General features: G+C 62.2%; 24 protein-coding genes. 13 read left to right on the top strand and 11 right to left on the bottom strand.

Annotation, left to right across the window (positions count from 1 at the left end; translation table 11 throughout):
* Positions 1 to 14: 14 nt before the first annotated feature.
* Positions 15 to 467: a GNAT family N-acetyltransferase gene (locus ACPWMG_RS19585; RefSeq protein ID WP_483301154.1), complete on the bottom strand. Its 453-nt coding sequence runs from the start codon at positions 465 to 467 to the stop codon at positions 15 to 17.
* 210 nt (positions 468 to 677) lie between these two features.
* Here ACPWMG_RS19585 and ACPWMG_RS19580 point away from each other — a divergent pair, with 210 nt between their 5' ends.
* A complete protein-coding gene (locus tag ACPWMG_RS19580; RefSeq protein ID WP_483301153.1) occupies positions 678 to 2,216 on the top strand; it encodes a sigma-54 interaction domain-containing protein in 1,539 nt (512 codons plus the stop codon).
* Between the two features lie 94 nt (positions 2,217 to 2,310).
* Here ACPWMG_RS19580 and ACPWMG_RS19575 read toward each other — a convergent pair whose 3' ends face one another.
* Positions 2,311 to 2,901 (bottom strand): BPSL1445 family SYLF domain-containing lipoprotein, encoded by a 591-nt coding sequence (locus ACPWMG_RS19575; protein WP_483301152.1) that lies wholly within the window; start codon positions 2,899 to 2,901, stop codon positions 2,311 to 2,313.
* Between the two features lie 349 nt (positions 2,902 to 3,250).
* On the opposite strand from ACPWMG_RS19575, the gene ACPWMG_RS19570 reads away from it, so the two are divergent.
* The 7 genes from ACPWMG_RS19570 to ACPWMG_RS19540 all read left to right on the top strand — a co-directional run bounded on the left by ACPWMG_RS19570 (position 3,251) and on the right by ACPWMG_RS19540 (position 11,414).
* Positions 3,251 to 4,471, top strand: a complete 1,221-nt coding sequence (locus ACPWMG_RS19570) for a substrate-binding domain-containing protein (protein WP_483301151.1) — start codon at positions 3,251 to 3,253, stop codon at positions 4,469 to 4,471.
* 152 nt (positions 4,472 to 4,623) lie between these two features.
* Positions 4,624 to 5,412, top strand: a complete 789-nt coding sequence (locus tag ACPWMG_RS19565) for an ABC transporter ATP-binding protein (RefSeq protein ID WP_483301150.1) — start codon at positions 4,624 to 4,626, stop codon at positions 5,410 to 5,412.
* Positions 5,409 to 6,137, top strand: coding sequence for an ABC transporter ATP-binding protein (locus ACPWMG_RS19560; protein ID WP_483301149.1), 729 nt, complete (start codon positions 5,409 to 5,411; stop codon positions 6,135 to 6,137). Before ACPWMG_RS19565 ends, ACPWMG_RS19560 begins: the two co-directional genes overlap by 4 nt.
* Positions 6,138 to 6,196: 59 nt before the next feature.
* Positions 6,197 to 7,177 carry a branched-chain amino acid ABC transporter permease gene (locus ACPWMG_RS19555; RefSeq protein ID WP_483305293.1) on the top strand — a complete coding sequence of 327 codons (981 nt, stop codon included), beginning with the start codon at positions 6,197 to 6,199 and terminating at the stop codon, positions 7,175 to 7,177.
* 16 nt (positions 7,178 to 7,193) lie between these two features.
* Positions 7,194 to 8,258, top strand: coding sequence for a branched-chain amino acid ABC transporter permease (locus tag ACPWMG_RS19550; RefSeq protein WP_483301148.1), 1,065 nt, complete (start codon positions 7,194 to 7,196; stop codon positions 8,256 to 8,258).
* Between the two features lie 58 nt (positions 8,259 to 8,316).
* The gene (locus tag ACPWMG_RS19545) at positions 8,317 to 10,479 is read left to right on the top strand and encodes a D-(-)-3-hydroxybutyrate oligomer hydrolase (protein ID WP_483301147.1); all 2,163 of its coding nucleotides are present in this window, start codon (positions 8,317 to 8,319) and stop codon (positions 10,477 to 10,479) included.
* A gap of 26 nt (positions 10,480 to 10,505) precedes the next feature.
* Complete coding sequence (locus ACPWMG_RS19540) at positions 10,506 to 11,414, top strand: alpha/beta fold hydrolase (RefSeq protein ID WP_483301146.1); 909 nt, start codon at positions 10,506 to 10,508, stop codon at positions 11,412 to 11,414.
* 566 nt (positions 11,415 to 11,980) lie between these two features.
* On the opposite strand, the gene ACPWMG_RS19535 is transcribed toward ACPWMG_RS19540, so the two are convergent.
* Together ACPWMG_RS19535 and ACPWMG_RS19530 are read right to left on the bottom strand one after the other, a co-directional pair.
* Entirely contained in the window at positions 11,981 to 13,405 is a 1,425-nt protein-coding gene (locus ACPWMG_RS19535) for an FAD-binding oxidoreductase (protein WP_483301145.1), read from the bottom strand.
* A gap of 22 nt (positions 13,406 to 13,427) precedes the next feature.
* Positions 13,428 to 13,853, bottom strand: coding sequence for a DUF2069 domain-containing protein (locus ACPWMG_RS19530; RefSeq protein ID WP_483301144.1), 426 nt, complete (start codon positions 13,851 to 13,853; stop codon positions 13,428 to 13,430).
* A 21-nt stretch (positions 13,854 to 13,874) separates the two neighbouring features.
* Here ACPWMG_RS19530 and ACPWMG_RS19525 point away from each other — a divergent pair, with 21 nt between their 5' ends.
* Positions 13,875 to 15,131 (top strand): YihY family inner membrane protein, encoded by a 1,257-nt coding sequence (locus ACPWMG_RS19525; RefSeq protein WP_483301143.1) that lies wholly within the window; start codon positions 13,875 to 13,877, stop codon positions 15,129 to 15,131.
* Between the two features lie 14 nt (positions 15,132 to 15,145).
* On the opposite strand, the gene ACPWMG_RS19520 is transcribed toward ACPWMG_RS19525, so the two are convergent.
* Genes ACPWMG_RS19520 through ACPWMG_RS19510 form a run of 3 tightly spaced genes read right to left on the bottom strand, consistent with a single transcriptional unit; the run spans position 15,146 to position 17,999 of the window.
* The gene (locus ACPWMG_RS19520; protein ID WP_483301142.1) at positions 15,146 to 15,823 is read right to left on the bottom strand and encodes a phosphatase PAP2 family protein; all 678 of its coding nucleotides are present in this window, start codon (positions 15,821 to 15,823) and stop codon (positions 15,146 to 15,148) included.
* A 35-nt stretch (positions 15,824 to 15,858) separates the two neighbouring features.
* Positions 15,859 to 16,686 (bottom strand): alpha/beta fold hydrolase, encoded by an 828-nt coding sequence (locus ACPWMG_RS19515; protein ID WP_483301141.1) that lies wholly within the window; start codon positions 16,684 to 16,686, stop codon positions 15,859 to 15,861.
* A gap of 2 nt (positions 16,687 to 16,688) precedes the next feature.
* On the bottom strand, positions 16,689 to 17,999 hold the full coding sequence (locus ACPWMG_RS19510) for an O-acetylhomoserine aminocarboxypropyltransferase (RefSeq protein WP_483301140.1): 1,311 nt from the start codon (positions 17,997 to 17,999) through the stop codon (positions 16,689 to 16,691).
* Positions 18,000 to 18,212: 213 nt separating this feature from the next.
* On the opposite strand from ACPWMG_RS19510, the gene ACPWMG_RS19505 reads away from it, so the two are divergent.
* Positions 18,213 to 18,668: a CBS domain-containing protein gene (locus ACPWMG_RS19505; RefSeq protein ID WP_483301139.1), complete on the top strand. Its 456-nt coding sequence runs from the start codon at positions 18,213 to 18,215 to the stop codon at positions 18,666 to 18,668.
* A gap of 96 nt (positions 18,669 to 18,764) precedes the next feature.
* Here ACPWMG_RS19505 and ACPWMG_RS19500 read toward each other — a convergent pair whose 3' ends face one another.
* Positions 18,765 to 19,745 (bottom strand): Bug family tripartite tricarboxylate transporter substrate binding protein, encoded by a 981-nt coding sequence (locus ACPWMG_RS19500; protein ID WP_483301138.1) that lies wholly within the window; start codon positions 19,743 to 19,745, stop codon positions 18,765 to 18,767.
* 10 nt (positions 19,746 to 19,755) lie between these two features.
* Positions 19,756 to 20,805 (bottom strand): adenosine deaminase family protein, encoded by a 1,050-nt coding sequence (locus ACPWMG_RS19495; protein WP_483305292.1) that lies wholly within the window; start codon positions 20,803 to 20,805, stop codon positions 19,756 to 19,758.
* A gap of 211 nt (positions 20,806 to 21,016) precedes the next feature.
* Between ACPWMG_RS19495 and ACPWMG_RS19490 the strand changes: the two genes are divergently transcribed.
* A complete protein-coding gene (locus ACPWMG_RS19490) occupies positions 21,017 to 21,970 on the top strand; it encodes a LysR family transcriptional regulator (protein WP_483301137.1) in 954 nt (317 codons plus the stop codon).
* A 10-nt stretch (positions 21,971 to 21,980) separates the two neighbouring features.
* On the opposite strand, the gene ACPWMG_RS19485 is transcribed toward ACPWMG_RS19490, so the two are convergent.
* The gene (locus ACPWMG_RS19485) at positions 21,981 to 23,201 is read right to left on the bottom strand and encodes a polyhydroxyalkanoate depolymerase (RefSeq protein ID WP_483301136.1); all 1,221 of its coding nucleotides are present in this window, start codon (positions 23,199 to 23,201) and stop codon (positions 21,981 to 21,983) included.
* A 179-nt stretch (positions 23,202 to 23,380) separates the two neighbouring features.
* Here ACPWMG_RS19485 and ACPWMG_RS19480 point away from each other — a divergent pair, with 179 nt between their 5' ends.
* On the top strand, positions 23,381 to 24,037 hold the full coding sequence (locus ACPWMG_RS19480; RefSeq protein ID WP_483301135.1) for a glutathione S-transferase: 657 nt from the start codon (positions 23,381 to 23,383) through the stop codon (positions 24,035 to 24,037).
* A gap of 191 nt (positions 24,038 to 24,228) precedes the next feature.
* Here ACPWMG_RS19480 and ACPWMG_RS19475 read toward each other — a convergent pair whose 3' ends face one another.
* The gene (locus tag ACPWMG_RS19475) at positions 24,229 to 24,651 is read right to left on the bottom strand and encodes a cupin domain-containing protein (RefSeq protein ID WP_483301134.1); all 423 of its coding nucleotides are present in this window, start codon (positions 24,649 to 24,651) and stop codon (positions 24,229 to 24,231) included.
* Between the two features lie 147 nt (positions 24,652 to 24,798).
* On the opposite strand from ACPWMG_RS19475, the gene aroC reads away from it, so the two are divergent.
* Positions 24,799 to 25,893, top strand: coding sequence for a chorismate synthase (gene aroC / locus ACPWMG_RS19470; protein WP_483301133.1), 1,095 nt, complete (start codon positions 24,799 to 24,801; stop codon positions 25,891 to 25,893).
* The last annotated feature ends 23 nt before the right edge of the window (positions 25,894 to 25,916 follow it).

Genomic DNA, 25,916 nt, shown 5'->3' with positions numbered 1-25,916 from the left:
TCCTCACAAGTCATTTAGGCGATGTTTTTGGCCATGAAGACGCTGAGCGGATCGTCCGGGTAGTCGCCAAACGGCCCGCGCCGCACAAAACCTGAGCGTTCATACAAACCAATGGCTTCAGGCTGGCGAATGCCGGTTTCCAGCATCACCTGGGTGCAGCCTTTGGCCAGGGCCTGGGCTTCGAGAAACGCCAGTACCCCTTGGGCCAAACCCTGGCCCCGGTGCGTGGGCTGCACGAACATGCGCTTGAGCTCACCGTATTCGTCGCCCAAGACGATGGCGCCACAGGCCACAGCTTGTCCTGCGTCGTCGCGCGCCACGGCGAACAGCACATTCGGCTGCATCAGCGCTTCGATCGGAATGCCGTAATGGCACTCGGGCGGATAGAGCGGTTTTTGGTGGGCGTCGAGGGCTTCGACGAGCAGGACCACTTCAGGTTGGTTGGCGGGTTCGAGTTGGATGGACATTGCAGGGAAAACACTAGGAACCACGGTCTTCAGGCCGAGGTTCGTGGAAATAATCAAAAACAATAGCGGCTTGCGCTGTTGCAGTATGCGGTTGAGCCCATTTTTTATGAATCTTTATGCGGCGCAGTGCAGGGATTTTCGCAGCTTGGGCAAAAGACCCCAGGGCCTAAACTCAGGTTCGTTGTTTCGTGCCCAAACAAAAAGGTTCTGATGCCCGTGACCCCATCTGCATCTGTTTTGCCCCTCGACCCCGAAGGCATCCTGGCCTACGCCGCGCGGTCAATGTTCCACCTGTTCTCTAGCATCAGCCAGGGCATGTTTCTGGTGGACCGCAGCGGGCGCATTGTGTGGGTGAACGAAGGCTACAAGCGCTTCCTGCCCGCGCTCGGCGTGGCGTCGGCCGACGAGTTTGTCGGCCGCATGGTGGAAGACGTGATCCCGAACACGCAAATGCGCCAGGTGCTGGAAACCGGCGAGCCGATTCTGGTCGACCTGCTGACCAACCGTGCTGGCACCTTTGTGGTCAGCCGCATTCCGTTGCACGCCGAGGTGGAGGCGGCCTCTCCTGGCCACGCGCCTGGAAAGTTGGGCGAAGTGATTGGCGCCATCGGCATTGTCTTGTTCGACCATCCCGAGACCACACTCAAACCGCTGATCAGCAAGTTTGCGATGCTGCAGCGCGACCTGGACGACGCACGCCGCGAACTGGCTGTGCAACGCGCCAACGCCTTGCTTCAAAACACGCCAGATGGCCAGCGCCGGGCCAAGTACAGCTTTGCCAGCTTTATTGGCAGCAGCCCCGCTGCTGTGGACGTGAAGCGGCATGCGCGGCGTGCGGCGCGCCTGTCCAGCCCGGTGCTGCTGCTGGGCGAAACCGGCACCGGCAAAGAGCTGCTGGCGCACGCTATCCACACCGCTTCGGCGCGTGCGAAAGGGCCGTTCGTCAGCATCAACATTGCCGCCGTGCCTGATACCCTGCTGGAGGCGGAGTTCTTTGGCGTGTCGCCCGGCGCCTTTACCGGCGCTGACAAGCGTGGACGCGATGGCAAGTTCAAGCTGGCCGATGGTGGCACCTTGTTTTTGGATGAAATTGGCGACATGCCGATGGGCCTGCAGGCCAAGCTGCTGCGCGCTCTGCAAGAGGGCGAAATCGAGCCACTGGGGTCGAACCGCCTGGTAGCGTTTGATGCGCGTGTGATTGCTGCCACCTCGCGCGACCTGCCGGCACTGGTGCGCGACGGCCGCTTTCGCGAAGATCTGTACTACCGCCTGAACGTGCTGCCGCTACGCGTGCCGCCGCTGCGCGAGCGGCGCAGCGACATGGCTGCATTGGTCGAGGCGCTGGGCGAAGACCTGGCCCATCGCAGCGGCGAAGCGCCACCCGAATTGATGCCGGATGCGCTGGCCTTGCTGGCCGCGCAGCACTGGCGCGGCAACATCCGTGAGTTGCGCAATGTGCTGGAGCAGTTGGCCATGCGCAGCGACGCTTCGCGCATTGATGCGGCCGAGGTCAAACGTGTGTTGGGCGAAACCGGCCTGGAGCAAATCGATTTGCAGAAGAGTTCTTCCACTGCGGCATCGGAAGACGAGGGCAGCAATGTCAAATTGCTGCGGCCGCTATCACAGCAGATTGCCGAACTGGAGCAGCAAGCGATCTCCGCCGCGATGGCGTCCACCGGCGGCAACAAATTGGCCGCAGCACGTTTGCTGGGCATCTCGCGCGCGACGCTTTATGACCGGATGGGGTGAACGCAAAAAAAGAGCCACGATTTCCCGTGGCTCTTTGGGGCTGAAGCGCTTGTTCGGTGGGGTGTATCCGAACTCGCCGCGCTGAACGTTGAACTTACAGGTCGATCTTGGTGATCTTCGAGCCCGATACCGACACGCCTGCCTCCAGTCCGGCATTGGTCATCACAAAGCTCACGACCGGCTGGCGCACAGACTGTGTGTCCACGGAGCCATTGGCGCCAATCTGCGCGACGGCCACGGTAGCGTCTACACCGGCAGTCCATCCCTTGCTGTTACGGAAGTTGTCGAGCGCTTCCTTGGTGTTGAACAGATAGATGATGGCCTTGGATTGCGCACCGGCCTGGAAGCCGACGGAGCCGCTTGTTGTGCTGTAGTAGCCGGTGGGTTGGCCATTGACCAGCATTTCGCCCTTGCCGTATTCGCCGCCGACCACAAAGCTGGCGCCGACGACGGAAGGGAACACCAGCACGCCGGCGGCCTTGCTCACCATTTCGCGCGAACCGGCCACGGAGGTGTAGAACTTCAACAGCGTGGCTTGGGTGTTGGCATCAACCACCGAGCGAGCGCTGGCGCTGCTGGCTGCGTCCTTGGGGGTAGTGGTCGTGGTGGTACAGCCAGCAAAGGCGATGCTCAGAGCGGCCAACGCGACTGCCGATGTCAGGGTGCGGAGCTTTTGTGTCTGCATGGGGAGCTTTCCTTGAAAGTGAACAGGGGGACCTGGCTGCGCGGTGAGCAACATGCTTCGGGCGCAACCCATGGTCGCAGACGATGGTACGGATCTATCCTTGAGAAATGCTTTCGCCAAGGCTGCAGATGTAATCAAACGTTCTAACGCTTTACGGCGCACTTCGCCTCGGTGAAGGTCATCGAAAACCCTGTTTGAATGGCAGACGAATGTCTGAAATGCATACATTAATAATGTATTTAATTTGGACATATTAGTTTGTATGAAGCCTTTCCTCCTCTCATGGCCTGGCTGATTGGGGTTGGCACGGGCTGTGCATAATTCAGTCATCACAATAAGGAGACACAACATGCAACGTCGTTGCCTTGCCGTTGGCTTGCCGGTTCAAACCGCCATCGCAGCTTTACTTTCGGCTGCGGCCGTCATGGCCCCTGTCAGCGCTGCCAGGGCGCAATCGAGCGAGATTCGCATCGCCCACGTGTATAGCAAAACCGGTCCGCTCGAAGCCTATGGCAAACAAACCCAGGTCGGTTTGATCATGGGTCTGCAATACGCTACGGGCGGCAGCATGACGGTCAACGGCAAGAAGCTGGTGGTGATCGAGAAAGACGACCAAGGCAAGCCCGACCTGGGCAAGAGCCTGCTGGCCGCCGCCTACTCGGACGACAAGGCCGACATTGCCGTAGGCCCGTCGTCCTCGGGCGTGGCGTTGGCCATGTTGCCCGTGGCCGAAGAGTACAAAAAGATTTTGCTGGTGGAGCCCGCCGTGGCCGACGCCATCACCGGCGATAAGTGGAACAAATACATCTTCCGCACCGGCCGCAACAGCAGCCAGGACGCCATCAGCAACGCCGTGGCGCTCGACAAACCCGGCGTGACGATTGCCACCCTGGCACAAGACTACGCCTTTGGCCGCGACGGCGTGAAGGCGTTTAAAGACGCGGTCAAACAAGCCAAGATCGTGCACGAGGAATACCTGCCGGCCAACACCACCGACTTCACCGCCGGCGGCCAGCGCTTGATTGAAAAGCTCAAGGACCTGCCCGGTAAAAAGGTGATCTTCATCATCTGGGCCGGTGCGGGCAACCCGTTCAAAATTGCCGACCAGGACCTGAAGCGCTACAACATCGAGATCGCCACCGGCGGCAACATCTTGCCGGCCATGGCCAGTTACAAAAACTTCCCCGGCATGGAAGGCGCCACGTATTACTACTTCGGCATTCCGAAGAATCCAGTGAACGAAGCCATGGTGGCCGCGCACTACAAAGAGTTCAAGACGCCGCCGGACTTCTTCACCGCCGGTGGTTTCTCGGCCGCCATGGCCTTGGTCACCGCACTGAAAAAGACCAATGGCGAGACCGGCACCAACAAGCTCATCAGCACCATGGAAGGCATGAGCTTTGACACGCCCAAGGGCAAGATGACCTTCCGCAAGGAAGACCACCAAGCCATGCAGAGCATGTACCACTTCAAGATCAAAGTGGATCCCGCGTTCGCCTGGGGCGTGCCAGAACTGGTGCGCGAGATCAAGCCAGAAGAAATGCAAGTTCCGATTCGGAATACAAGGTAGTCCCCCCGTTTCGCGCTCACTGCGTGTGCGCGCATCCCCCCAAAGGGGGCGCACCCAGCGGCCCGGCAAAGCCGGTTCCGCGGGTGCCCCGAATTGGCTCGTTTGCCGATGGGGCTTGTGCTGCCCCTCGCTTTTTCTTTATTCGAGGCCCGATGCTAGAAACCCAAGAACTCACGATCCGTTTTGGCGGCCACGTGGCCGTCAACGCGGTGTCGTGCCGATTTGAGCCCGGCACCCTCACGGCCATCGTGGGGCCCAATGGTGCGGGCAAAACCACTTACTTCAATTTGATCTCCGGGCAACTGCGCGCCACGGCTGGGCGCGTGCTTCTGGGGGGCAAAGAGCTCACAGGCTTGCCCGTATCGGCGCGCACCCATGCTGGATTGGGGCGTGCGTTTCAGCTTACCAATTTGTTCCCTAACCTCAGCGTGTTGGAGAACGTGCGCCTGGCCGTACAGGCCACGCAAGATGGTAAACACCGCCGTGGCTTGAATCTGTGGAGCATCTGGAGCGACCACCGCGCGTTGACCGAGCGTGCCGAGGCACTGCTGCACGCCGTGGCCATGACCGATCGGCAACACATGCCCGTGGCCAGCCTGCCACATGGCGACCAGCGCAAGCTCGAAGTGGCCTTGCTGATGGCACTGGAGCCGCAGGTCTACATGTTTGACGAGCCCACCGCCGGCATGAGCCACGATGAAGCGCCCGTGATCTTGAACCTGATCCGCGAACTGAAGAAAGACAAGACCAAGATCATCCTGCTGGTAGAGCACAAGATGGACGTGGTGCGCGAGCTGGCCGACCGCATCATCGTGCTGACCAACGGCACGTTGGTGGCCGATGGTGCGCCGGCCGAGGTGATCGCCTCGCCTGTGGTGCAAGAGGCTTACTTGGGTGTGAGCAAAGATGCGGCCAAAGATGCCGTGAGGGAGCCAGCATGAGCACACCCAATCTACTGGAGATGAAGGGCGTGCACACCCACATCGGCGCGTACCACATCCTGCACGGCGTAGACCTCGCCGTGCCCAAGGGCCAGCTCACCATGCTGCTCGGCCGCAATGGCGCGGGCAAGACGACCACGCTGCGCACCGTCATGGGTTTATGGCATGCCTCGCAGGGCAGCATCCACTTTGCAGGGCGCGACATCACCAAACTGCAGACGCCCGACATCGCCGGTTTGAACATCGCCTATGTGCCCGAGAACATGGGCATTTTTTCTGACCTCACGGTGAAAGAAAACATGCTGCTCGCCGCCCGTGGCGCGCGCAACGCGGCGCAGATGGACGCCACGCGCCTGGAGTGGATCTTCAAGCTGTTTCCAGCGGTCGAGAAATTCTGGAACAACCCTGCGGGCAAACTCTCGGGCGGGCAAAAACAAATGGTGGCGGTGGCGCGCGCGATTGTGGAGCCGCGCGAATTGCTCATCGTCGACGAGCCCAGCAAAGGGCTGGCACCGGCCATCATCGACAACATGATCGACGCGTTTCGCCAGCTCAAAGCGGGCGGCACCACGATCCTGCTGGTCGAGCAAAACATCAACTTCGCCAAACGCCTGGGCGACCATGTGGCGGTGATGGACAACGGCCGCGTGGTGCACGCCGGGCGCATGGCCGCACTGGCAGAAGACGAAGCTTTGCAGCGCTCGCTGCTGGGGTTAGCACTATGAGCTCGACAAGTGAAAGCAAGGTTTTGACCGCGATACCGACATCCACCCAGAAAAGCCTCATCGCGCCCGACTTCGACTGGAAGCCGCTGGCGCTGGTGCCTGCACTCGCGCTGCTGGTGCTGCCCTTCATCGGCTCGGGCTCGACTTGGCTCACGCTCACCATGGCGGGGCTGGCCATGGGCATGATCATCTTCATCATCGCCTCGGGCTTGACCCTGGTGTTTGGCTTGATGGACGTGCTCAACTTCGGCCACGGTGTGTTCATCGCGCTGGGCGCGTTTGTCGCCACCAGCGTGCTCGGCACCATGGGCGACTGGACGGGTTCTGACAACCTGTGGAAGAACCTGTTCGCCGTGTTGCCCGCCATGCTGGTGGCCATGGCGGTGGCCGGTGCAGTGGGCCTGGCGTTCGAGCGTTTCATCGTGCGCCCGGTCTACGGCCAGCACTTGAAGCAGATCTTGATCACCATGGGCGGCATGATCATCGGTGAAGAGTTGATCAAGGTGATCTGGGGCCCGCAGCAAATACCGTTGCCGCTGCCGCAAGGGCTGCGTGGAGCGCTATTGATAGGAGATGCCGCCATCGAGAAGTACCGCTTGGTGGCCGTGGTGGTAGGCCTGCTGGTGTTCGCCGTGCTGGCCTGGACGCTCACGCGCACCAAGCTCGGTCTGCTGATCCGCGCCGGCGTGCAAGACCGTGAAATGGTCGAGTCTCTCGGCTACCGCATCTCCCGCCTGTTTGTCGGTGTGTTTGTGGCGGGCAGCGCGCTTGCCGGTTTGGGCGGCGTGATGTGGGGCCTGTACCAACAAAACGTGGTGCCGCAGATGGGCGCGCAGGTCAACGTGCTGATCTTTATCGTCATCATCATCGGCGGCCTGGGGTCCACGGGCGGGGCGCTCATCGGCGCGCTGCTGGTCGGCTTGATGGCCAACTACACCGGCTTTTTGGTGCCCAAGCTGGCGCTGTTTTCCAACATCGCACTCATGGTGGCGGTGTTGTTGTGGCGACCGCAGGGTGTCTACCCTGTGACGAATCGTTGAGCAGGAGTGGATGCAAATGTTGAACCGACTTCTCTCTAACGACACCCCGCGTAGCAAGGTGCTGGCGGTGTTGCTGGTAGCCGTATTTTTGGGCTTGGCGCTGGCGCCGTTTTTGTTCCCGGGCGTGAAGGCTTTGTCCGTCGCGGCCAAGGTGCTGGTGTTTGTGGTGCTGGTGGCCAGCTTTGATTTGCTGCTGGGCTATACCGGCATCGTCAGCTTTGCGCACACCATGTTCTTTGGCATCGGTGCCTATGGCATCGCCATCGCCACCACACGCATGGGGCCGACCTGGAGCGCCTTGCTGGTGGGTTTGCTGGGCGCGCTGGCGGTGTCGCTGGTGTTGTCTTTGGTGATCGGCTTGTTCTCGCTGCGCGTGCGGGCCATCTTCTTCGCCATGATCACGCTGGCGGTGGCGGCGGCGTTTCAAACGCTGGCCTCGCAGTTGTCGGAATTGACGGGTGGTGAAGACGGCCTGAGCTTCAAGGTGCCGGCGCTGTTGTCCCCGAGCTTTGAGTTCGCCGACGAGCCTTTTCTCGGCGTGTCGCTCGATGGGCGCTTGCTCTGCTACTACCTGCTGTTTGTGGTGGCGGTGGTGTTGGTGCTGGCGCTGCTGCGCATCGTCAATTCGCCTTTTGGCCGGGTGCTGCAAGCCATCCGCGAAAACGAGTTTCGGGCCGAGGCCATTGGCTACCGCGTGGTGGTGTACCGCACCACGTCGAGTGTCTTGTCGGCCATGTTCGCCTGCTGCGCCGGCGCCATGCTGGCGCTTTGGCTGCGCTACAACGGGCCGGACACCTCGCTGTCGTTCGAAATCATGATGGACGTCCTGCTCATCGTGGTGATTGGCGGCATGGGTACGGTCTACGGTGCGGCCATTGGCGCGGTGCTTTTCCTGGTGGCGCAAAGCTATCTGCAAGACCTGCTGCGCTTGGGGCAAGAGGCCAGCAGCGGCTGGCCTTGGCTGGCCGCTTTGTTGTCGCCCGACCGCTGGCTGCTGTGGCTGGGCGTGTTGTTTGTGTTGTCGGTTTATTACTTCCCCACCGGTGTGGTGGGGCGGCTGCGTGCGAGTGCCGCGCGATAGGTCGTTGGTTTGATCTGTGTTGTTCCCGTGTTGAGTAGATAACTATTACTTAGGAGACATGACCATGACGAAGACCTTGAACCTGCCTGGGGCGCTATTGCCCTCAGTGTTGGCGGCAGCGGTGTTAGCGGCTTGCGGAGGGGGCGGAAGTGGTGGCGGTGGTGTCAATGCCAACCGGCTCAACAACAAACCGACCTACCTCGGCACGGTGTCCACGAAAACCTACGACGGTAGCAGTGACGACTTGTTGACCGCCGGTCTGGGCAAAAGCGGCCTGGGCTCTGCGGCTGCACCGACCTATGCGAATGCCTTGGCGCCCACCGCCGCCGAGTTGCGCCGCGCCGCCATCTACAACAACTACCGTGCCTTGATCGACATGACGGCCGAGGGCGGCTACGGCACGCTCTACGGGCCGAATGTGGACGCGAACGGCACCGTCACTTCGGCCGAGGGCAAGATTGCTGGCACCGAATACATCGCCTTTGCCGACGATGGCACGGGCCGCCAAAACGTCACGCTGATGGTGCAGGTGCCGGCCAATTTTGACAAGGGCAAGGCCTGCATCATCACCGCCACGGCCTCGGGTTCGCGCGGTGTCTACGGCGGCATCTCTACCGGCGAATGGGGTTTGAAGCGCGGCTGTGCCGTGGCCTACACCGACAAGGGCACGGGCGCCGCGCCACACGACTTGCAGAACGACACCGTGCCGTTGATCGACGGCACACGCACCAGTGCCACGGCCGCTGGCAAGAACGCCGCGTTCAATGCCAACCTCACGGCCAGCGAGTTGAGCGCCTTCAACACCGCCACGCCAAATCGCTTTGCCTTCAAACACGCGCACTCTGGGCAGAACCCCGAAAAAGACTGGGGTAACAGCACGCTCAAAGCGGTGGAGTTTGCTTACTACGTGCTGAACGAGCAGTTTGGCCAGGTGGACGACAAGACCGGGCAAAAGCTCAAAACGCTGGGCACCGATAACACCATCGTCATCGCCTCCAGCATCTCCAATGGTGGCGGTGCCGCCATTGCCGCCGCCGAGCAAGACACCAAGGGCTTGATCCGCGCGGTCGTCGTTTCTGAGCCCGCCGTCGAGTTGCCGGCCAACCCTGGCGTGACGGTCACACGCGGCAGCACGCAACTGGCCGTGGTGGGCAAAACACTGATGGACTACACCAGCTTTGCCAACGTCTACCAACCCTGTGCGGCGCTGGCTGCATCGTTGACGGGGGCACCTTATGCCGCCAGTTATACCGCTGGTTTTGCGGCGCTGGCCTTCCCCGTGGCGCCCAACCGTTGCGCGGCCCTGCGCACCGCTGGGCTGCTTAGCAGCACCGGCACCGCAGCCCAGGCTGAAGAGGCTTTGCAAAAGCTGCGCGACTACGGCTGGGAGCCCGAGTCGAGTGTGCTGCACCCTTCGCTCATCGCGTTTGAAGTGGCGCCCGCGGTGACCGTGACGTTTGCCAACGCGCTGGCCCGCAGCAGCGTGAAAGACAACCTCTGCGGCTACAGCTTTGCCGCCGCTACTGGCACCGGTGCGGTGACCACGTTGGCACCGGCTTCGCTGGCCAGCATGTTCGCCACGGGCAACGGTGTACCGCCGGCGGTGGGGGTGCAACTGATCAACAACAACGGCCTGGGTGCACCCTCGCGCGACTTCCTGTCGTTCAACCCATCGGGTGTGGCGGACTGGAACACCGCTGGTGCGTTGTGCCTGCGCGGCTTGGTCAACGGTAGCGACGCGGTCGCGCTGAAGCTACAAGCGGGCGTGAACGAGACGCGGCGTAGTGGCAACCTGCAGGGCAAGCCCGCCATCATCGTGCATGGCCGTTCAGACGCCTTGCTGCCCGTCAACCACACCTCGCGCCCCTACACCGCGCTCAACCGCCAGGTCGAGGGCAGCAGCAGCCGCCTGAGCTATGTGGAGGTGACCAACGCGCAGCACTTTGACAGTTTCATCGGCCTGCCGAGTGTGCTGCCCGGCTACGACAGCCGCTACGTGCCGCTGCACGTCTACCTGAACCGCGCGCTGGATGCGATGTACGCCCACTTGACACAAGGCACGGCCTTGCCCGCCAGCCAGGTGGTGCGTACCGTGCCGCGTGGGGGTACGGCGGGCAGTGCGCCGGCCATCACTGCGGCCAACGTGCCTGCGCTGGTGACCACGCCAGTGGCGGCGAACCGTATCACCGTGAGTGCCGGTGCAATCACGGTGCCGGACTGATCTCAACTTCCCAACTAGGTATTGCCATGCTGCCCACTTCTCGATACATCTCATGCGCGGGTTACGAAATCCACGTGACCGAGTGGGGCGCCGACGCTGGTGCTGACGCGCCGGTGGTGGTGGCATGGCACGGCCTGGCGCGCACCGGGCGCGACATGGATCCGCTGGCCGAGCACTTGGCCACGCAATTGGGTCGGTCTTACCGCGTGATCTGCCCCGACACCTTGGGCCGTGGCTTGAGCCAATGGAGCAAGGCGCCGGCGGTGGAGTACACGCTGGCGTTCTATGCCAAGTTGGCAGCGGATTTGTTTGACCAGCTCCACATCGAACGTGCGCATTGGGTCGGCACGTCGATGGGCGGCGCCATTGGCACGGTGTGCGCGTCGGGCTTGCTGCAGCCGCAACTCAAAGGCCGCATCCGCAGCTTGCTGTTGAACGACAACGCACCCGAGCTGGCCGAGGCGGCGTTGGCGCGCATTCGCGGCTACGCGGGGGCGCCGCCGGCGTTCGACACGGTGCAAGAGTTGGAGGCGTTTTTTCGCGTGGTCTACAAGCCTTACGGTTGGCTTAGCGATACACAATGGCGCTTGCTCACCGAGTCGTCCACGCGGCGCTTGCAGGATGGGCGCGTGACGCCGCATTACGACCCGGCGATGGTGCAGCAGTTCACGCACCACGTGAACGACTATTTGATTTGGGAGCACTACGACGCGCTTGAAGTGCCGGTGTTGTGTTTGCGGGGGGCGGAGTCGGACTTGGTGTTGCCGGCGGTGACGGGGGAGATGTTGACGCGGGGGCCGGGGGCGAAGGGGTTGGCGCGGGTGGTGGAGGTGGCGGGGTGTGGGCATGCGCCGGCGCTCAATGTGCCGTCGCAGTTGGGGTTGGTGACGGACTTTTTGTTGCAGGTGGAGTCTGCTGAGGGGCTTGCTGCTTAGAAGTTTGGGGTGTTTATTGGCGCTGCTGGCCGGGAGTCGCCCGGCGGCGACCTACCTTTCTTTGTCTCGCCAAAGAAACATAGGCCAAAGAAAGGCGACCCCACTATCTGCGTCCCCTCGCAAAGCGAGGGGCAACCTGCGCTGAGCGGCTTTGGCGGGGTTTCGCTGGAACTCGCTGCGCTCAGACAGCCAGCGAAACTGATCCCGCCAAAACCGCCCATCGCAGGCGCAGCTAGAAGGGGGTAGGAGTCCAAATACCACCCGGCTCGCTTGCGCATCGCGGGCTCTAAATCCGGGCCGAGCGAAGCTATGGCCCGTTGGGCTTCAACTCCCGTCAGGCCGGGCCTGCGATGGGTGGGGTTGGTGGGATCAGGGCTGGTGGCTGTCTGAGCCGCAGGCGAGTTCCACCAGACCCCCACCAACCCCACCCAGCGCAGGTTTGCCCTTCGCTACGCGAAGGGTCCCGGCATGTGGGTCGCCTTCTCTTTGGTGACTTTCTCTTGGCGAACCAAGAGAAAGTTACTCGCCGCCGGGCGACTCCCGGCCAGCGGCGCCAATCAAAACCCTCAAACCTCCAAAACCCGCCCCGGATTCAAAACGTTCTGCGGATCCAACGCCAACTTAATCGCCCGCATCATCCCAAGCGCCACCGGCGACTTGTGCTTCAACAGCTTGTGCCGCTTCAACTCACCCACCCCGTGCTCAGCAGAGATAGACCCATCAAACGCCTGCACCGCGTCATACACGATGGTGTTCACGTTCTCTTCCTGCTCACGCAAAAACACCTTCGCATCACCTTCGGCCGGAGCCTGGATGTTGTAGTGCAGGTTGCCATCACCCAAGTGCCCAAAGTTGACGAAGCGCACACCGGGAATGGCGGCAGCCAGCGCGGCATCGGTGTGTTGCACAAACTCAGGAATGCGCGAAACGGGAATGGAAATGTCGTGCTTGATGTTCAAGCCTTCTTCGGCCTGCGCCAGCGTGATGCTCTCGCGGATGTGCCAGAGGTTGTGGGCTTGGGTCAGGTTCTCTGCCACCACGGCATCGGTCACCAAGCCTTGTTCCAGCGCCGCTTCCAGCAGTTGTTCGAAGCGGGTGCGGGCGTGGTCTTCGGATTCGCTGTCAGAGTTTTCCAGCAGCACGCACCAAGGCGTGTCTTTCCACAACGGTGTGCGTAATTGCGGGTAATGTTTGTCCACCAGGCTCAGCGCAAACTGGCCCATGACTTCAAAGCCGGTGAGGCCCGCGCCGAGCTGTTGGTGCGCCAGGCCGAGCAGGGTGACGGCGTTTTCCAGCGAGGGCACTGCGGCCCAGGCGGTGAGCTGTGCGGCGGGCTTGGGGTAGAGCTTCATGGTGGCGGCGGTGATCACGCCCAGCGTGCCTTCGCTGCCCACAAACAGGTCGCGCAGGTCGTAGCCGGTGTTGTCTTTGCGCAGGCCGGAGAGGCCGTCCCAAATCTCGCCCTGTGCGGTCACCACTTCCAGGCCCAGGCAGAGTTCGCGTGCGTTGCCGTAGCGCACGACTTGTGTGCCACCAGCGTTGGTGGCCAGGTTGCCGCCGATGGTGCAACTGCCTTCGGCGCCCAGGCTCAAGGGGAACAAAAAGCCGGCGTTGTCGGCAGCGGTCTGCAGGTTTTGCAGCACACAACCGGCTTCCACGGTGATGGTCAGGTTACCGGGATCGACCTTGCGCACGGCGCTCATGCGCTGCAAGCTCAACACCACTTGGGTGCCGGTGTTGTTGGGAATGGAGCCCACCACCAAACCGGTGTTGCCGCCTTGCGGCACCAGCGTGGTGTTGGCGGCAGCGCAGGCTTTGATGACGGCCGCCACTTGCTCGGTGTTGCCGGGGCGTACCACGGCCAGTGCGGTGCCGCGTGTGCGTTTGCGCCAGTCTTGCTCCCACGAGCTGAGGTCGGCTTGCGGGTCTTCGTGGGTGAGGACGTTGGCGGCGCCGACGATTTGGCGCAGGGTGTCTAAGAGAGCTGTCATGTTGAGAGGTCTGTAGAAGGGATTAGATAGTCGGAGCCGTGGCGGTTGCGGTGGCTAGGGCAGAGGCCTTTGCGTTGCGTAAACGCAGGCGCACGTGCAGCGCGCAGGCGGCAAACAGGGCCAGGCAGAGCAACACTTCGATGAACGCCAGGCCGGCGCTCAGGCCTGGGTCGCTCCAGGCGCGCACCACGCCTTCAGTGAAGTAGATCCACACCAACAGGCTGAGCCAGCGGTAGGTGTACATACGGTTCTTCAGCAGACCGGCCAGAGGGATGCACAGCGGCAGCACCTTCAGCGCCAACAGTGAGCCACCGGGGCGGATGGGGGCGAGCCACAGTTCCCAGGCCAGGCCCAGCACGATCAGGCCCAGCAGGCTGCCGACCGCCACGCGGCGTGTCCACGGCACAGTTGTGTCCACGGGGTTCACAGTGTTGTCGAGAGTGTTCATTGCGGTGGCATCATAGCGGCCATGTTTCAGCCCCTGCGTCAACGCCTTGCAAACCTCTCCTCGCGTGTCGAGCTTCTGTTCAAAGATTTGGCCGAGTTTCCGTGGCGCACCACCGCCCATACCCTGCGCGAGCGCTTTCGCGAAGACCAGCTTGGGCTGACGGCCAGTAGCCTGACTTTCACCACCTCGCTGGCGCTGGTGCCGTTTTTTACCGTGGCGCTGGCGGTCTTTACCGCGTTCCCCATGTTCAGCCAGGTGCAGCAGGTGTTGCAGCGCTGGCTGGTGCAAAGCTTGATTCCCGACAGCATCGCGCGCCAGGTGCTGGGCTACCTTACGCAGTTTTCGCTCAAGGCCAGCAAGCTGGGGAGCGTGGGCTTGGCGGTGGTGCTGGTCACCGCACTGGCGTTGATCCTGACCATCGACCGCACGTTGAACCGCATTTGGCGTGTGCGCCGGCCGCGCCCGTTGGGGCAGCGGGTGTTGATCTACTGGGCTGCCATCACCCTCGGCCCATTGCTGCTGGGCGCGAGTTTGTTGCTGACTTCAACCGCAGTTGCGCTCTCCAGCAACGTGGTGGGCGACTTTGCCGGCAGCGTGAAATTTCTGCTTGAAGCGGCGCAGTTCGCCATGTTGTGCGGCGGGATGGCAGCGTTGTTCCACTACGTGCCCAACACGCGTGTGCGCTGGCGGCATGCTTTGTCGGGCGGCGTGTTTGTGGCAGTGGGCATTGAAGTGGCGAAGCGCGCGTTGACGCTCTACGTGTCGTCGGTGCCTACTTATTCGGCGGTGTATGGCGCCTTCGCCACGTTGCCGATTTTGCTGATCTGGATCTACACCGCCTGGGTGATCGTGTTGCTGGGCGCGGTCATGGCAGCGTATATGCCGAGCCTGACGTCTGGCGTGGGGCGGCGCCCCAGCACCCACGGTTGGCACTTCCAACTGGCAGTGGAGGCGCTGCAGCAACTCTATGCCGCCCGCCAAGCTGGTGAGCATGGGCGCACCGGCACACAGGTGGCGCAGTCACTTGGCGTTGACGTTCTGCAGCTGGAAACCGTGTTTCAAACTCTGGCCGTGCTCGATTGGGTGGGCAAGCTGGATGAGCTGGAAGACGGCACGGGTCCGAGCCAGCACGAGTCACGCTACGTGCTGTTGGCCGATTTGGACACCACGCTGCTGGCGCCGCTGGCCGAGCGCTTGTTGTTGGCCGATAGCTTGCGTCTTGAAAATTTATGGGAAAACAGCCGTTTGCGCAGCATGTACTTGCGTGAGGTGCTCTGAACTCTGTAGCGTGTTCAATCGACTTTGATAGGTGAACTCATCGACTCTGGCGTTGAATGCAGGTCGTGGCGCAAGAAAGGCGCGGTGCGCCCGGCCAGTTCAACCGCCAACTGGGTGACCATGGTGTGGGTGCGCGTAGGAGCAGCGAAACTGGGCATCAGCACCAGCCAGCCCGCGACGCCCAGCATGGCCCAGCGCAATTTTGTAGGCCGTTGCGGCAAATGACCCACGAGCCACAACGTGCAACCGCTGGCAGCCGCGCCGAGCAGAAAACCGGCGATCACCTCGGACCACGAATGGGCATTGACCAGGATGCGACTCCAGCCGATGAGTGCAGCCAGCATATAACCAGCAGCCACCGGCAACAGCAGGCTGCGGTCGCCATGCGGTTGGCGTCCGCTGGCCAGTGAAAACGCCAGCACCGGATAAATGGCAGCAGCAAACATGGCGTGACCCGAGAAACCGGTGAAGTCGAGTGACGCCACACCCAGGCCCCAGCCGATGAACATCACTTTGGACAGCGAGGTGATGAGCGCGGCCAGCGCCAGTGGCACCAGCCATGCCAAGGCGACACGCCAAGAACGGCCGACGGCCAGCATCCACAGTGCAAGGGCCGTGGCGACGGGCCAGAGAATACCGATTTCACCCAAGCGGGTGAACCACATGACGCCTTGGTGCCAGGAAGAATGCATGCGGTCGATTTTACGATTGGCTGGGGAAAACCCTGCTAATTTGTCGCACTGGCCAGAAAGGTCTTCAGTGCCGCCAGCGTTTCATCGGGCGCTTCTGACATCTGGTGATGCCCCACCGGCAAGCGTTCGACCAGCACCTTTTTGCCGTTGGCACGCGCGGCATCCACCAAGGCTTGCGCAGCCTTGGGCGGCGTCATCTGGTCTTGTGCGCCGAGCAGAAACAATACTGGGCAGGTGATGGCCGCGATGGCCGCTTCGGCACCCGCGTAATCGTTGCAGGCCTTGAAGCCGCGGTGGAACACATTCACCTCGGTGTTGCTGGCCAACACGCGCCGGCCCAAGGCCATGCTGGCGCCATAGACCCAGGTGCCAGGGCCGAGCGACGAGGGCGGGGCGGCCAGGGTGCTGCGCGAGAACACGTTGATCATGGCCAGCGCCTTCATGGGCTCGGCGAGCGAGGTTTCCAGCAGCGCGGGCGACACCTTCATCGGCGCGGCGGTGCCCACCAGCACCAGGTGGCTGACGCGGTCTTTCAAGCGTGCGGCGGCTTCGAGCGCGATCAGCGAACCCCAACTGTGGCCGACCAACGCGGCGCGCGGCACGCCAGCGGCGTCCAGCAGGGCGGCGATGAAGTCGGCCGCTTGTTCGACGCTGGCGGGCGCGTCACCGGCGCTGCGGCAGTGGCCGGGCAGGTCGACGGCCAGCACGTTCCAGCCGTGGTTGGCCAGGTAGCGGCTTTGCAGAATCCAGACGCTGTGGTCGTTGAGCACGCCGTGGATGAAGACGACGGTGGGCTTGGCGGCATCGAAGGTTTTGCCGGCGGTGTAGCAGAAGGTGGTGTGGCCGTTGACTTGCAGTTGCATGTTCAGGCTCCTGCTTTCTCGGCGGCTTTGAGCGCGCGCGTCAGGTCGTCGATCAAGTCGTCAGCGTCTTCCAAACCAATGCTCAGGCGAATCGTGCCCTGGGTGATGCCGGCGCCCGCCAAGGCCTCATCGGTCATGCGGAAATGGGTGGTGCTGGCGGGGTGGATCACCAGGCTGCGGCAATCGCCCACGTTGGCCAGGTGGCTGAACACCTTCAGTGTTTCAATGAACTTTTTGCCTTGCTCGCGGTTGCCTTTGAGGTCGAAGCTGAACACCGAGCCAGCGCCGCGCGGCAGCAGTTTTTGGGCGAGTTGATGGCTGGGGTGGCTCTCCAATATGGGGTGGCCCACACGGCTCACGAACGGTTGTTTGGCCAGTAACTCGACCACGCGCTGGGTGTTGCGCATGTGGCGTTCCATGCGCAGCGGCAAGGTCTCTACGCCTTGCAGGATCAGCCAGGCGGTGTGCGGGCTCATGCACGCGCCAAAGTCGCGCAGGCCTTCGCGCCGGGCGCGCAGCAAAAAGGCGCCCACGGTGCTTTCTTCGCTGAACACCATGTTGTGGAAACCGTCGTAGGGTTGCGTCAGCTCTGTGAAGCGGCCGTTGGTGCGCGGGCCGTCCCAGTCGAAGCTGCCGCCGTCCACCACGATGCCGCCGATCACCGTGCCGTGGCCCGAGAGGAACTTGGTGGCCGAGTGGTAGACCAAGTCTGCCCCCAGGCTCAGCGGCTGCATCAGCCATGGCGAGGTGAGGGTGGAGTCGACCAGCAACGGCACGCCGGCTTCGTGGGCGATTGCGCTGATGCTCGGAATGTCGAGCACGTCCAGCCCCGGGTTGCCCACGGTCTCGCCAAAAAAAAGCTTGGTATTGGGCCGCACGGCGGCGCGCCAGCCGTCGATGTCGCCGGGCTTGACGAAGGTGGTCTCGATGCCAAAGCGCCGCATGGTGTAGTGCAGCAGGTTTTGCGAACCGCCATACAGCGCGGTGCTGGCGACGATGTGCGCGCCCGCGCCCATCAGCGTGGCCACGGTCAGGTGCAGCGCCGCCTGGCCGCTGGCGGTGGTGATGGCGCCAATGCCACCTTCGAGTGCGGCCACGCGCTGCTCCAGCACCGCGTTGGTGGGGTTGCTGATGCGCGAGTAGACGTGGCCGGCGCGCTCCAGGTTGAACAGTGCGGCGGCGTGGTCGCTGGACTCAAAAACGAACGAGGTGCTGAGGTGAATGGGCACGGCGCGGGCGCCCGTGGTCGGGTCGGGGGCGGCACCTGCGTGTAAGGCCAGGGTGTCGAATCCTGGGTCTGCATAACCGGGCATTGGTTTGTCTCCAATTTGTGCGCTTTCGTGTCATTGCCGCGTCACATGTGTGCTGCATAGATGCCGAATCGCTGGGGTGAGGCCACCTCGGCCACGCAATCTGCTGGAATCTGCGAGAAAGCGCGGGTCTCGGGGTGAAAACTGTTTATGGTCCGCTTATTGTGGGCTATATTGAGAAGACCCCTTCGATTTGAGAGCCCAGAGGAGACCACCATGAAAGTCAGCGACATCCTGCGTGTGAAAGGCAACACGCTCTATACCGCCAGCCCGGATGAGCCTTTGGCCAATGCTGTGAACGTGATGGCCGAGAAGGACATCGGTTCGTTGGTGGTCATGGGCCACGGCGATCTCGTCGGCATGTTGACGTTCCGGGAAGTGATTTTGGCCATCGTGAAAAACGGCGGCGCCATCGGCAACACCCTGGTGCGCACGGCCATGGACGACCATCCCCTAACCTGCAGCGCCGAGACCGATCTGGACGAAGTGCGCCGCATGATGCTGGACCGCCACGCGCGCTACATGCCCGTGATGAACCAGAAAATGCTGATGGGCGTGATCAGCCTGTACGACGTGGCCAAGGCCGTGGTCGACAGCCAGAATTTCGAAAACAAGATGCTCAAGGCCTACATCCGCGATTGGCCTTCTTCGGAAGACGAGCCTGCGACCTGAGCCCTGGTTGCCTCAAGAAAAAAGCCCGCTGAGCTTGATGCTCTAGCGGGCTTTTTGACGTCTGGGGAGAACTGAGGTGCCCCCCCGCAAGGCAACTTATTCCTTGATGTTGGCCGTCTCCACAATCTTCTTGTTGCGGGTGTATTCGCCCTTCACAAACGCGCCAAATTGCTCTGGCGTGCCGCTGCCGGCAATGGCGCCTTGTTCGGCCAGCTTGGCTTTGATTTCGTCGGTTTTCAGGATCTCGTTGATCTCGTGGTTCAGGCGCGTGACCACGGCCGCTGGCGTGCCGGCGGGCGCGAAGATGCCCATCCAGCTGTTCATCACATAACCTTTGGAGCCGGGCATTTCGGCAAACGTGGGCACCTCGGACAAGATGGGCAAACGCTTGTTGTCGGTGATGCCCAACGCCTTCACGCGCTGCGCCTTGATGTGCGGAATGGCGCTGGTGCCCGAGAGCATGGCCAGATCCACCTGGTTGCCAATCACGTCGGTGGCGATCTGCGCGCCGCCACGATAGGGAATGTGCGTGACGTGGATGCCGTTTTGCTCTTTCAGCAGTTCCATGGCGAGCTGCAAGATGGTGCCGATGCCGCTGGTGGCGTAGTTGTATTTGCCGGGCGAGGCCTTGGCCAGCTTCACAAAGTCGGCAAAGTTTTGCACCGGCAGGCCGGGGCGGGCCACCAGCACCATGGGCGCGGTGTTGAGCAGGGCCACGGGGGCCAGGTCGGTTAGCGGGTCGTATTTGAAGGCACCGGGGTTCACCAGCTTGCCGATGACGATGGGGCTGTCGGGCCCCAGCACCAGGGTGTAGCCGTCGGGTGCGGACTTGACGACTCGGGCCACGCCGATGGCGCCACCGGCACCAGCGGTGTTGTCCACCACCACGGTTTGGTGCAGCCGGTCTTCGAGCTTGTTGGCGATGAGGCGGGCGGTGAAGTCCACGCTACCGCCCGCAGAAAAAGGCACCACCAGCGTGATGGGCTTGGCGCTGGGCCAGGCCGTGTCGGCATGGGCGGCGGGCAGGGCTGCTGCCAGCAGGGCGGTGATCAACAGGGGGAGGTGACGGCGGCGCATGGTGTGTCTTTCAAAGGGGATGTGCAGGAGAAATTGAATAGGGTGTGCCGGCCAGCGAGGTGGTGAGCAGGTCAAAGTCTGCCGACCAGGCTTCAGCCCAGGCTTGGCGCGTGGCGTCGTCGATCCACGCGGCCCCCAGGCCGTTGAGCATGAGTTGGCGCAGGGCGGGCATGTCGAAGCCAAAGTTGACCACCATCATCAGCCAGGCCTGTGTGGGGTTCACCAGGTGCAGGGTGGGGTCGTCGGTATTGGGGTGCAGCGCCAGGCCCAGGGCGGCCATTTGGCGGATGGGGTGGTCTTGCGCCCAACGCTCTGGCGCCAGGGTGCGCAGGTAGTAGGAGTTGGTGGGCACCACGGTGAAGACCTTGCCGCGTGCAGCGTAGGCGCGGGCAAGCTCTGGGTTGTCGACGATGGTGTAGCCGTGGTCTACGCGGTCGACCTGGATGTCGTCGACAGCGGTGCGCACGTTGTGCCAGGGCATGCCGAATTCACCCGCATGGGCGGTGGTTTTCAGGCCAAGTTTTTGCGCCAGCGCGTAGGCTTGGGCAAAGAGTTCGGGCGGGCGGTCGTTTTCGCGGTAGTCGATGCCGATGCCGATCACCTCGGGCACGCGGTGCGCCTGCATCCACTGCACCATCTCCAGCGCGGCTTCGGGGCTGGTTTCGCGGTCGATGCTGGGGATGATGCGGCCGATGATGCCGAACTGCGTTTGCGCATCGCGCACCGCGTGGGCAATGGCGTCCACAGCGGGCGCGTAGGCAATGCCCGAGACGTGGGCCGTGCCGGTCGGGTTCCAGAAGAACTCGGCATAACGCACGTTGTGGCGCGAGGCGTCTTCCAGGTATTCAAGGGTCAGCCGGTACAGGTCGGCTGGCGACTTGATGAGCACCGCGTCAAGTGCGCGCAACACGCGCAGCACGCCCACCGGCTTTTCGCCACGCACATAAAAGCTCTCCACCTCTTCCAGCGACAGCGGAAAGTTTTCGCGCCGCACCAGGTCCTCTAGCGTGCCACGGCGTACCGTGCCGAACAGGTGGCAGTGCAACTCTGCCTTGGGCATGGCCTGGATGAAGTCGGTCAGCGCCGCGAGGTGGGGCACTTGGGCCGCAGCGGTAGCCGCATCCAGCGTGTTGAAGGGCTGGGCGCACAGGGGCGGCAAGAGCGATGAATACGGAGAAGAGGGTGCCATAGGCACAGTCTAGGAAAGCGGGGCTGATAAAGATAGTTTCAAATTTCTATAATTCCATTCATCGAATTGATAAAGGCCAAGCGTGAGCACCAACCCCTTGCGTGCGTTGACCATGCGGCATCTGCAGTGCTTCACGCTGCTGGTGGAAGAACGCCACTTTGGCCGCGCGGCCGAGCGGCTGGGCATCACCCAGCCGGCGCTCAGCAACGCCATCAAGCAGCTCGAGCGCATCGTCGGGGCGCAAGTGCTGCGCCGTTCCACGCATCAATTGGACGTGACTGAGGCGGGCTTGCAACTGCTGGAGCGGGCACAGTTTCTGGTGCACACCTTTGACGAAACCCTGGCCGATATCGACAGCGTGTTGCGTTCGGGCCAGGCGCGCATCCGCGTGGGCACCATGCCGTCGGCCAGCACCTTGGTGGCGACTTGCATGGAAGGTTTTCAGCGCGAAGTGGCAGGCGCCGTGGAGTTTGCGCTGGAAGACGGTTTGTCGGATGAATTGGTGGCACGCACACGCTCAGGCCAATTGGATGTGACGGTAACCGCCGTGCTGGAGCCGCCCACGGGTCTGGTCAACGTGCCGTTGCTGGAAGACCCGGTGGTGCTGGTGACCCGGCGCGACCACCCGCTGGCCGGCGAGGCCGAGTTGAACTGGCGGCAGATCAGCGGCGAGCGTTTGGTGGTGTTTGCGGCCGGCAGCATGCCGCTGCTGGGCGATGTGGTGCTGGCGCAGTTTGGCCATGCAGGGCAGGGCGAAAAAACCGGCGCACCCGCTGAAGAGCCGTTTCGCGTGCACCACTTGGAAACGCTTTACAGCATGGTGCGTAGTGGCCTGGGTGTGGGCCTGCTGCCGCAGCTCTACACCACCACGCTGCACGATCCTGCGTTGGCGGTGATCCAACTGCGGCGGCCACGTTTGCACCGCACGGTGTCGCTGCTGTACCGGGGCGGGATGACGCGCAATGCGCAGGTGGGGCAGTTCATTGCCTATCTGGAGGCGCATTTGCCGCACCTCCAAAACACGGCCAACCCCTAGCTTTGCTGAATTAGCTTTGTGTGGAGTGGATCATGTTGCGCACACGCGGGTAGATCTGCTGGTTCCATTTGCGCCCGCTGAACACGCCATAGTGGCCCACGCCGGTTTGCACGTGGTGGGTTTTGCGGTACGGACGTACGCTGGAGCAGAGGTCGTGTGCGGCCACGGTCTGGCCGATAGAGCAGATGTCGTCGCGCTCGCCTTCCACTGTCATCAGCGCGGTGCGGCGGATGGCGGCGGTATTGACGGTGCGGCCTTTGTAGGTGAGCACACCGCGTGGCAGGTCGTAGGTCTGGAAGACTTTTTCGACCGTTTCCAGGTAGAACTCGGCCGGCAGGTCGTTCACCGCCAGGTATTCGTCGTAGAACACACGGATGGTGGTGGCCTTGTCGAGGTCGCCTTCCACCAGGTGTTTGTACATGTCTTTGAACTGCTGTTTGTGGCGCTCAAGGTTCATTGACAAGAAGGCCGTCAACTGTACAAAGCCGGGGTACACGCGGCGCATGTGACCGGCGTGAGGCCACGGTACATGGCTGATGAGGTTTTTTTCAAACCATTCGATGGGCTTGCTGTTGGCCAGCTCATTCACGCCGGTGGGGTTGACGCGGCAGTCCACCGGGCCGGCCATCAGCGTCAGGCTGGCAGGTTGGGCGGGGTTGTCGTCTTCGGCCATGATGGCCGTGGCCACCAGGGCCGCCACACACGGCTGGCACACGGCAATCACGTGGGTGCCGGGGCCGATGTTCTCGATGAACGAGATCATGTATTCGGCGTAGTCGTCGAGGCTGAAGGCACCGTGTTTGAGCGACACATCGCGCGCGTTGTGCCAGTCGGTCACGTACACATCGTGGTCTTGCAAAAGGGTGCGGGCGGTGTCGCGCAGCAGGGTCGCAAAGTGGCCCGAGAGGGGAGCCACCAGCAAGACCTTGGGCTGGTCGACATCAGCGCTCGGCAAGTCGCGCTTGAAGTGCAGCAGGCTACCGAAGGGGCGGCTGAACACCACTTCTTCGGTCACGGCGACTTCTTGCTCGCCGACCATCACGCTGGGAATGCCGTAGCTGGGCCGGCTGTGTGTCAGGCGCATGCGCGAGTAGACATCGCAAGCGGCGGCGAACTGGCGCATGGCGGAATTCTCGGTGCCGGGAAACCAAAGGTTGGCGCTGAGGCTTTGGGCCATCAGGCGCAGTGGCGACGTCAGGTCGGACTGGAGTTGATAGGCCTGATAAAGCATCTAAGCGTTCCTGTTTTTTCTATTTCTAGCGCTATGTCTCAGCAAGTTATGGGCCAGTGACCTGTTGCTTCTGTCAGTCTGTGTCTCTTTTGTGACTTTGTGGCCGCGTCAAGCGTTTCGCAGTTGGCACAGCCCTTGCTCAAAGGCAAGTGCATACAACGATTAAAGAGGAGCACCACATGGCGAAGGCTGAACTGACGATTAGCAGCAAAAACTACGGCGCCTGGGCGTTGCGGGGTTGGCTGATGGCCAAGCTGGCAGGTCTGGAGTTCGTCGAGCGCGTGGTTCCGCCGGATGATCCGGCGATGAAGGCCGAGATGCTGTTGCTGTCGTCTTCCATCCTCGTGCCTTCGCTGCTGCACAACAAAGTGAAGGTGTGGGACACGCTGGCTATCGGGGAATATTTGAACGAGATCAAGCCCAAAGCCGGCTTGTTGCCAGCCGATATTGCGGCCAGAGCCCATTGCCGCGCGGTGTGCGGCGAAATGCATTCAGGCTTTTCGTCCCTGCGCGCCGCGCTACCGATGAACCTGAAAGGCCACTTCCCCAATTACAAAATCTGGTCGCGCGCGCAGAGCGACATCGACCGCATTGTCGACATCTGGAAAGAGTGTTTGAGCGTTTACGGCGGCCCGTATTTGTTTGGTGAGCAGCCGACCATGGCGGACGCGATGTACGCGCCGGTGGTCACGCGGTTTTTGACCTACGACGTGAAGCTGGAGCCGGTGTGTGCTGCGTATTGCAAGCGCATCATGGCTTTGCCGGCGATGCAGGAGTGGGTGGAGGATGCGCAGCGCGAGCCGGAAGAGATCGACGAACTCGACGCAGAGTTTTGAAACACCCCCAGTCTTCGCGCACTGCGTGTCGCTGCGCCAACCCCCTTGCAGGGGGCCTGGATTTGACTCACCCCCAGGCTTGCCCACTTCGTGTGGCCACCAACCCCCTTGCAGGGGGCGGTATCTGCGGCCTGGCAAAGTTCCGCGATACCCCGCGCTCATACCGGGGTGTCTGCCAGCTTTCGGCTAGCTCATTTCCAAGGTGTTGCCTCGGGTACGTCTGCGGCGGGTTCGCAGTCTACGGACTTGAAATCGGCGGGAGAGACGATTTCCAGGTACTCCATGTCGGGCGAGTAGTCGAACAGGTAGTGGCGGATGCCGGGGCGCTGGTGCACGCAGTCGCCTGCTTGCACCAGGGTCTCTTTGTCTTCGTACATGAAGCGCGCCCAGCCCTTGATCATGATGACGATCTGGAAGTCTGCCTCGTGGCGATGCCAGCCCGTGCCCTTTTCTGGTGCCATATTGGCCTTAACCAGGTGCGCGATGACTTTACCGTGCGTGGCGTCGGCAATGCCCAGGTCGCGGTAGAGGAAGAAGTCTCGTAATCCGCCTGAAGTCCAGTTGGTGTCCTGCGGTTTGACGTGCGAAAACTTGGTGGCAGTGCGGTCCAGCATGGCTATCTCCTTGTCGAAAAGGGTGCGTCACGGGTGCGTGACAGAAGCATTACGGAATGGTGCGCTGCAGCAGAAGCATGAACCGTTCCTGCGTCCGGCTGCTTCGCGCTGGGGAATGGCCCTTTGCGCTGGGCGATAATCCGGCGCATGAGCGGCAATACCTTCGGAAATCTCTTCGCTGTCACCAACTTTGGTGAATCCCATGGTCCAGCCATTGGCTGCGTGATCGACGGCTGCCCGCCCGGCATGGCGTTAACCGAGGCCGACATCCAGGTCGAGCTAGACCGTCGCCGCCCCGGCACCAGCCGCCACGTCACCCAGCGCAACGAGCCTGATGCGGTGGAAATTTTGAGCGGCGTGTACGAGGGCAAGACCACCGGCACCCCCATCGCACTGCTGATCCGCAATGCCGACCAGCGCAGCAAAGACTACAGCGCCATCGCGCAGTCCTTCCGCCCTGGCCACGCCGATTACACCTACTGGCACAAGTTTGGCATTCGCGATCCGCGCGGTGGTGGCCGTTCTTCGGCGCGCCTGACAGCGCCAACGGTTGCGGCTGGCGCGGTTGCCAAGAAGTGGTTGTTTGAAAAGTACGGCACGGTGTTTCGCGGTTGCATGACGCAGGTTGGCGACGTCGAAATCCCGTTCGAAAGTTGGGATCACGTGCCCAACAACCCGTTCTTCGCGCCTGTAGCTGACGTCTCGGCACTTGAAGATTACATGGACGCCTTGCGCAAAGCCGGCGACTCCTGCGGTGCACGTGTGCGCGTCACGGCCAGCCGCGTACCCGTGGGCTTGGGTGAGCCGCTGTACGACAAGCTCGATGCCGATATCGCCTTCGCCATGATGGGCTTGAACGCCGTGAAGGGCGTGGAGATTGGCGCCGGTTTTGCCAGCGTCGCCCAGCGCGGCAGCACGCATGGCGATTCGTTGTCGCCCGAAGGCTTCAAAACCAATAACGCGGGTGGCGTGCTGGGAGGCATCAGCACCGGGCAAGACCTGGAGGTGTCGATTGCCATCAAACCCACCAGCTCCATCATCACACCCCGTGAGTCGATTGATGTGCTGGGCCAATCCACCGAAGTGATCACCAAGGGTCGTCACGACCCATGCGTGGGCATTCGCGCCACGCCCATCGTTGAGTCGCTGCTGGCGCTGGTGGTGATGGAACATGCGCTGCGCCAACGCGCGCAGAACGCTGACGTGCACCAGCCGGTGCCGCCAATTCCGGCGTCGATCTAAGTCTTTTTGCTCGGAGCTTGCTG

The sequence above is a fragment of the Hydrophilobacter chitinilyticus genome (assembly GCF_049860745.1).
Taxonomy (GTDB): Bacteria; Pseudomonadota; Gammaproteobacteria; order Burkholderiales; family Burkholderiaceae_C; genus Rhodoferax_B.
Note: the sequence above shows the minus strand (reverse complement) of the source record. Positions and strands in the feature narration are given on the sequence as shown.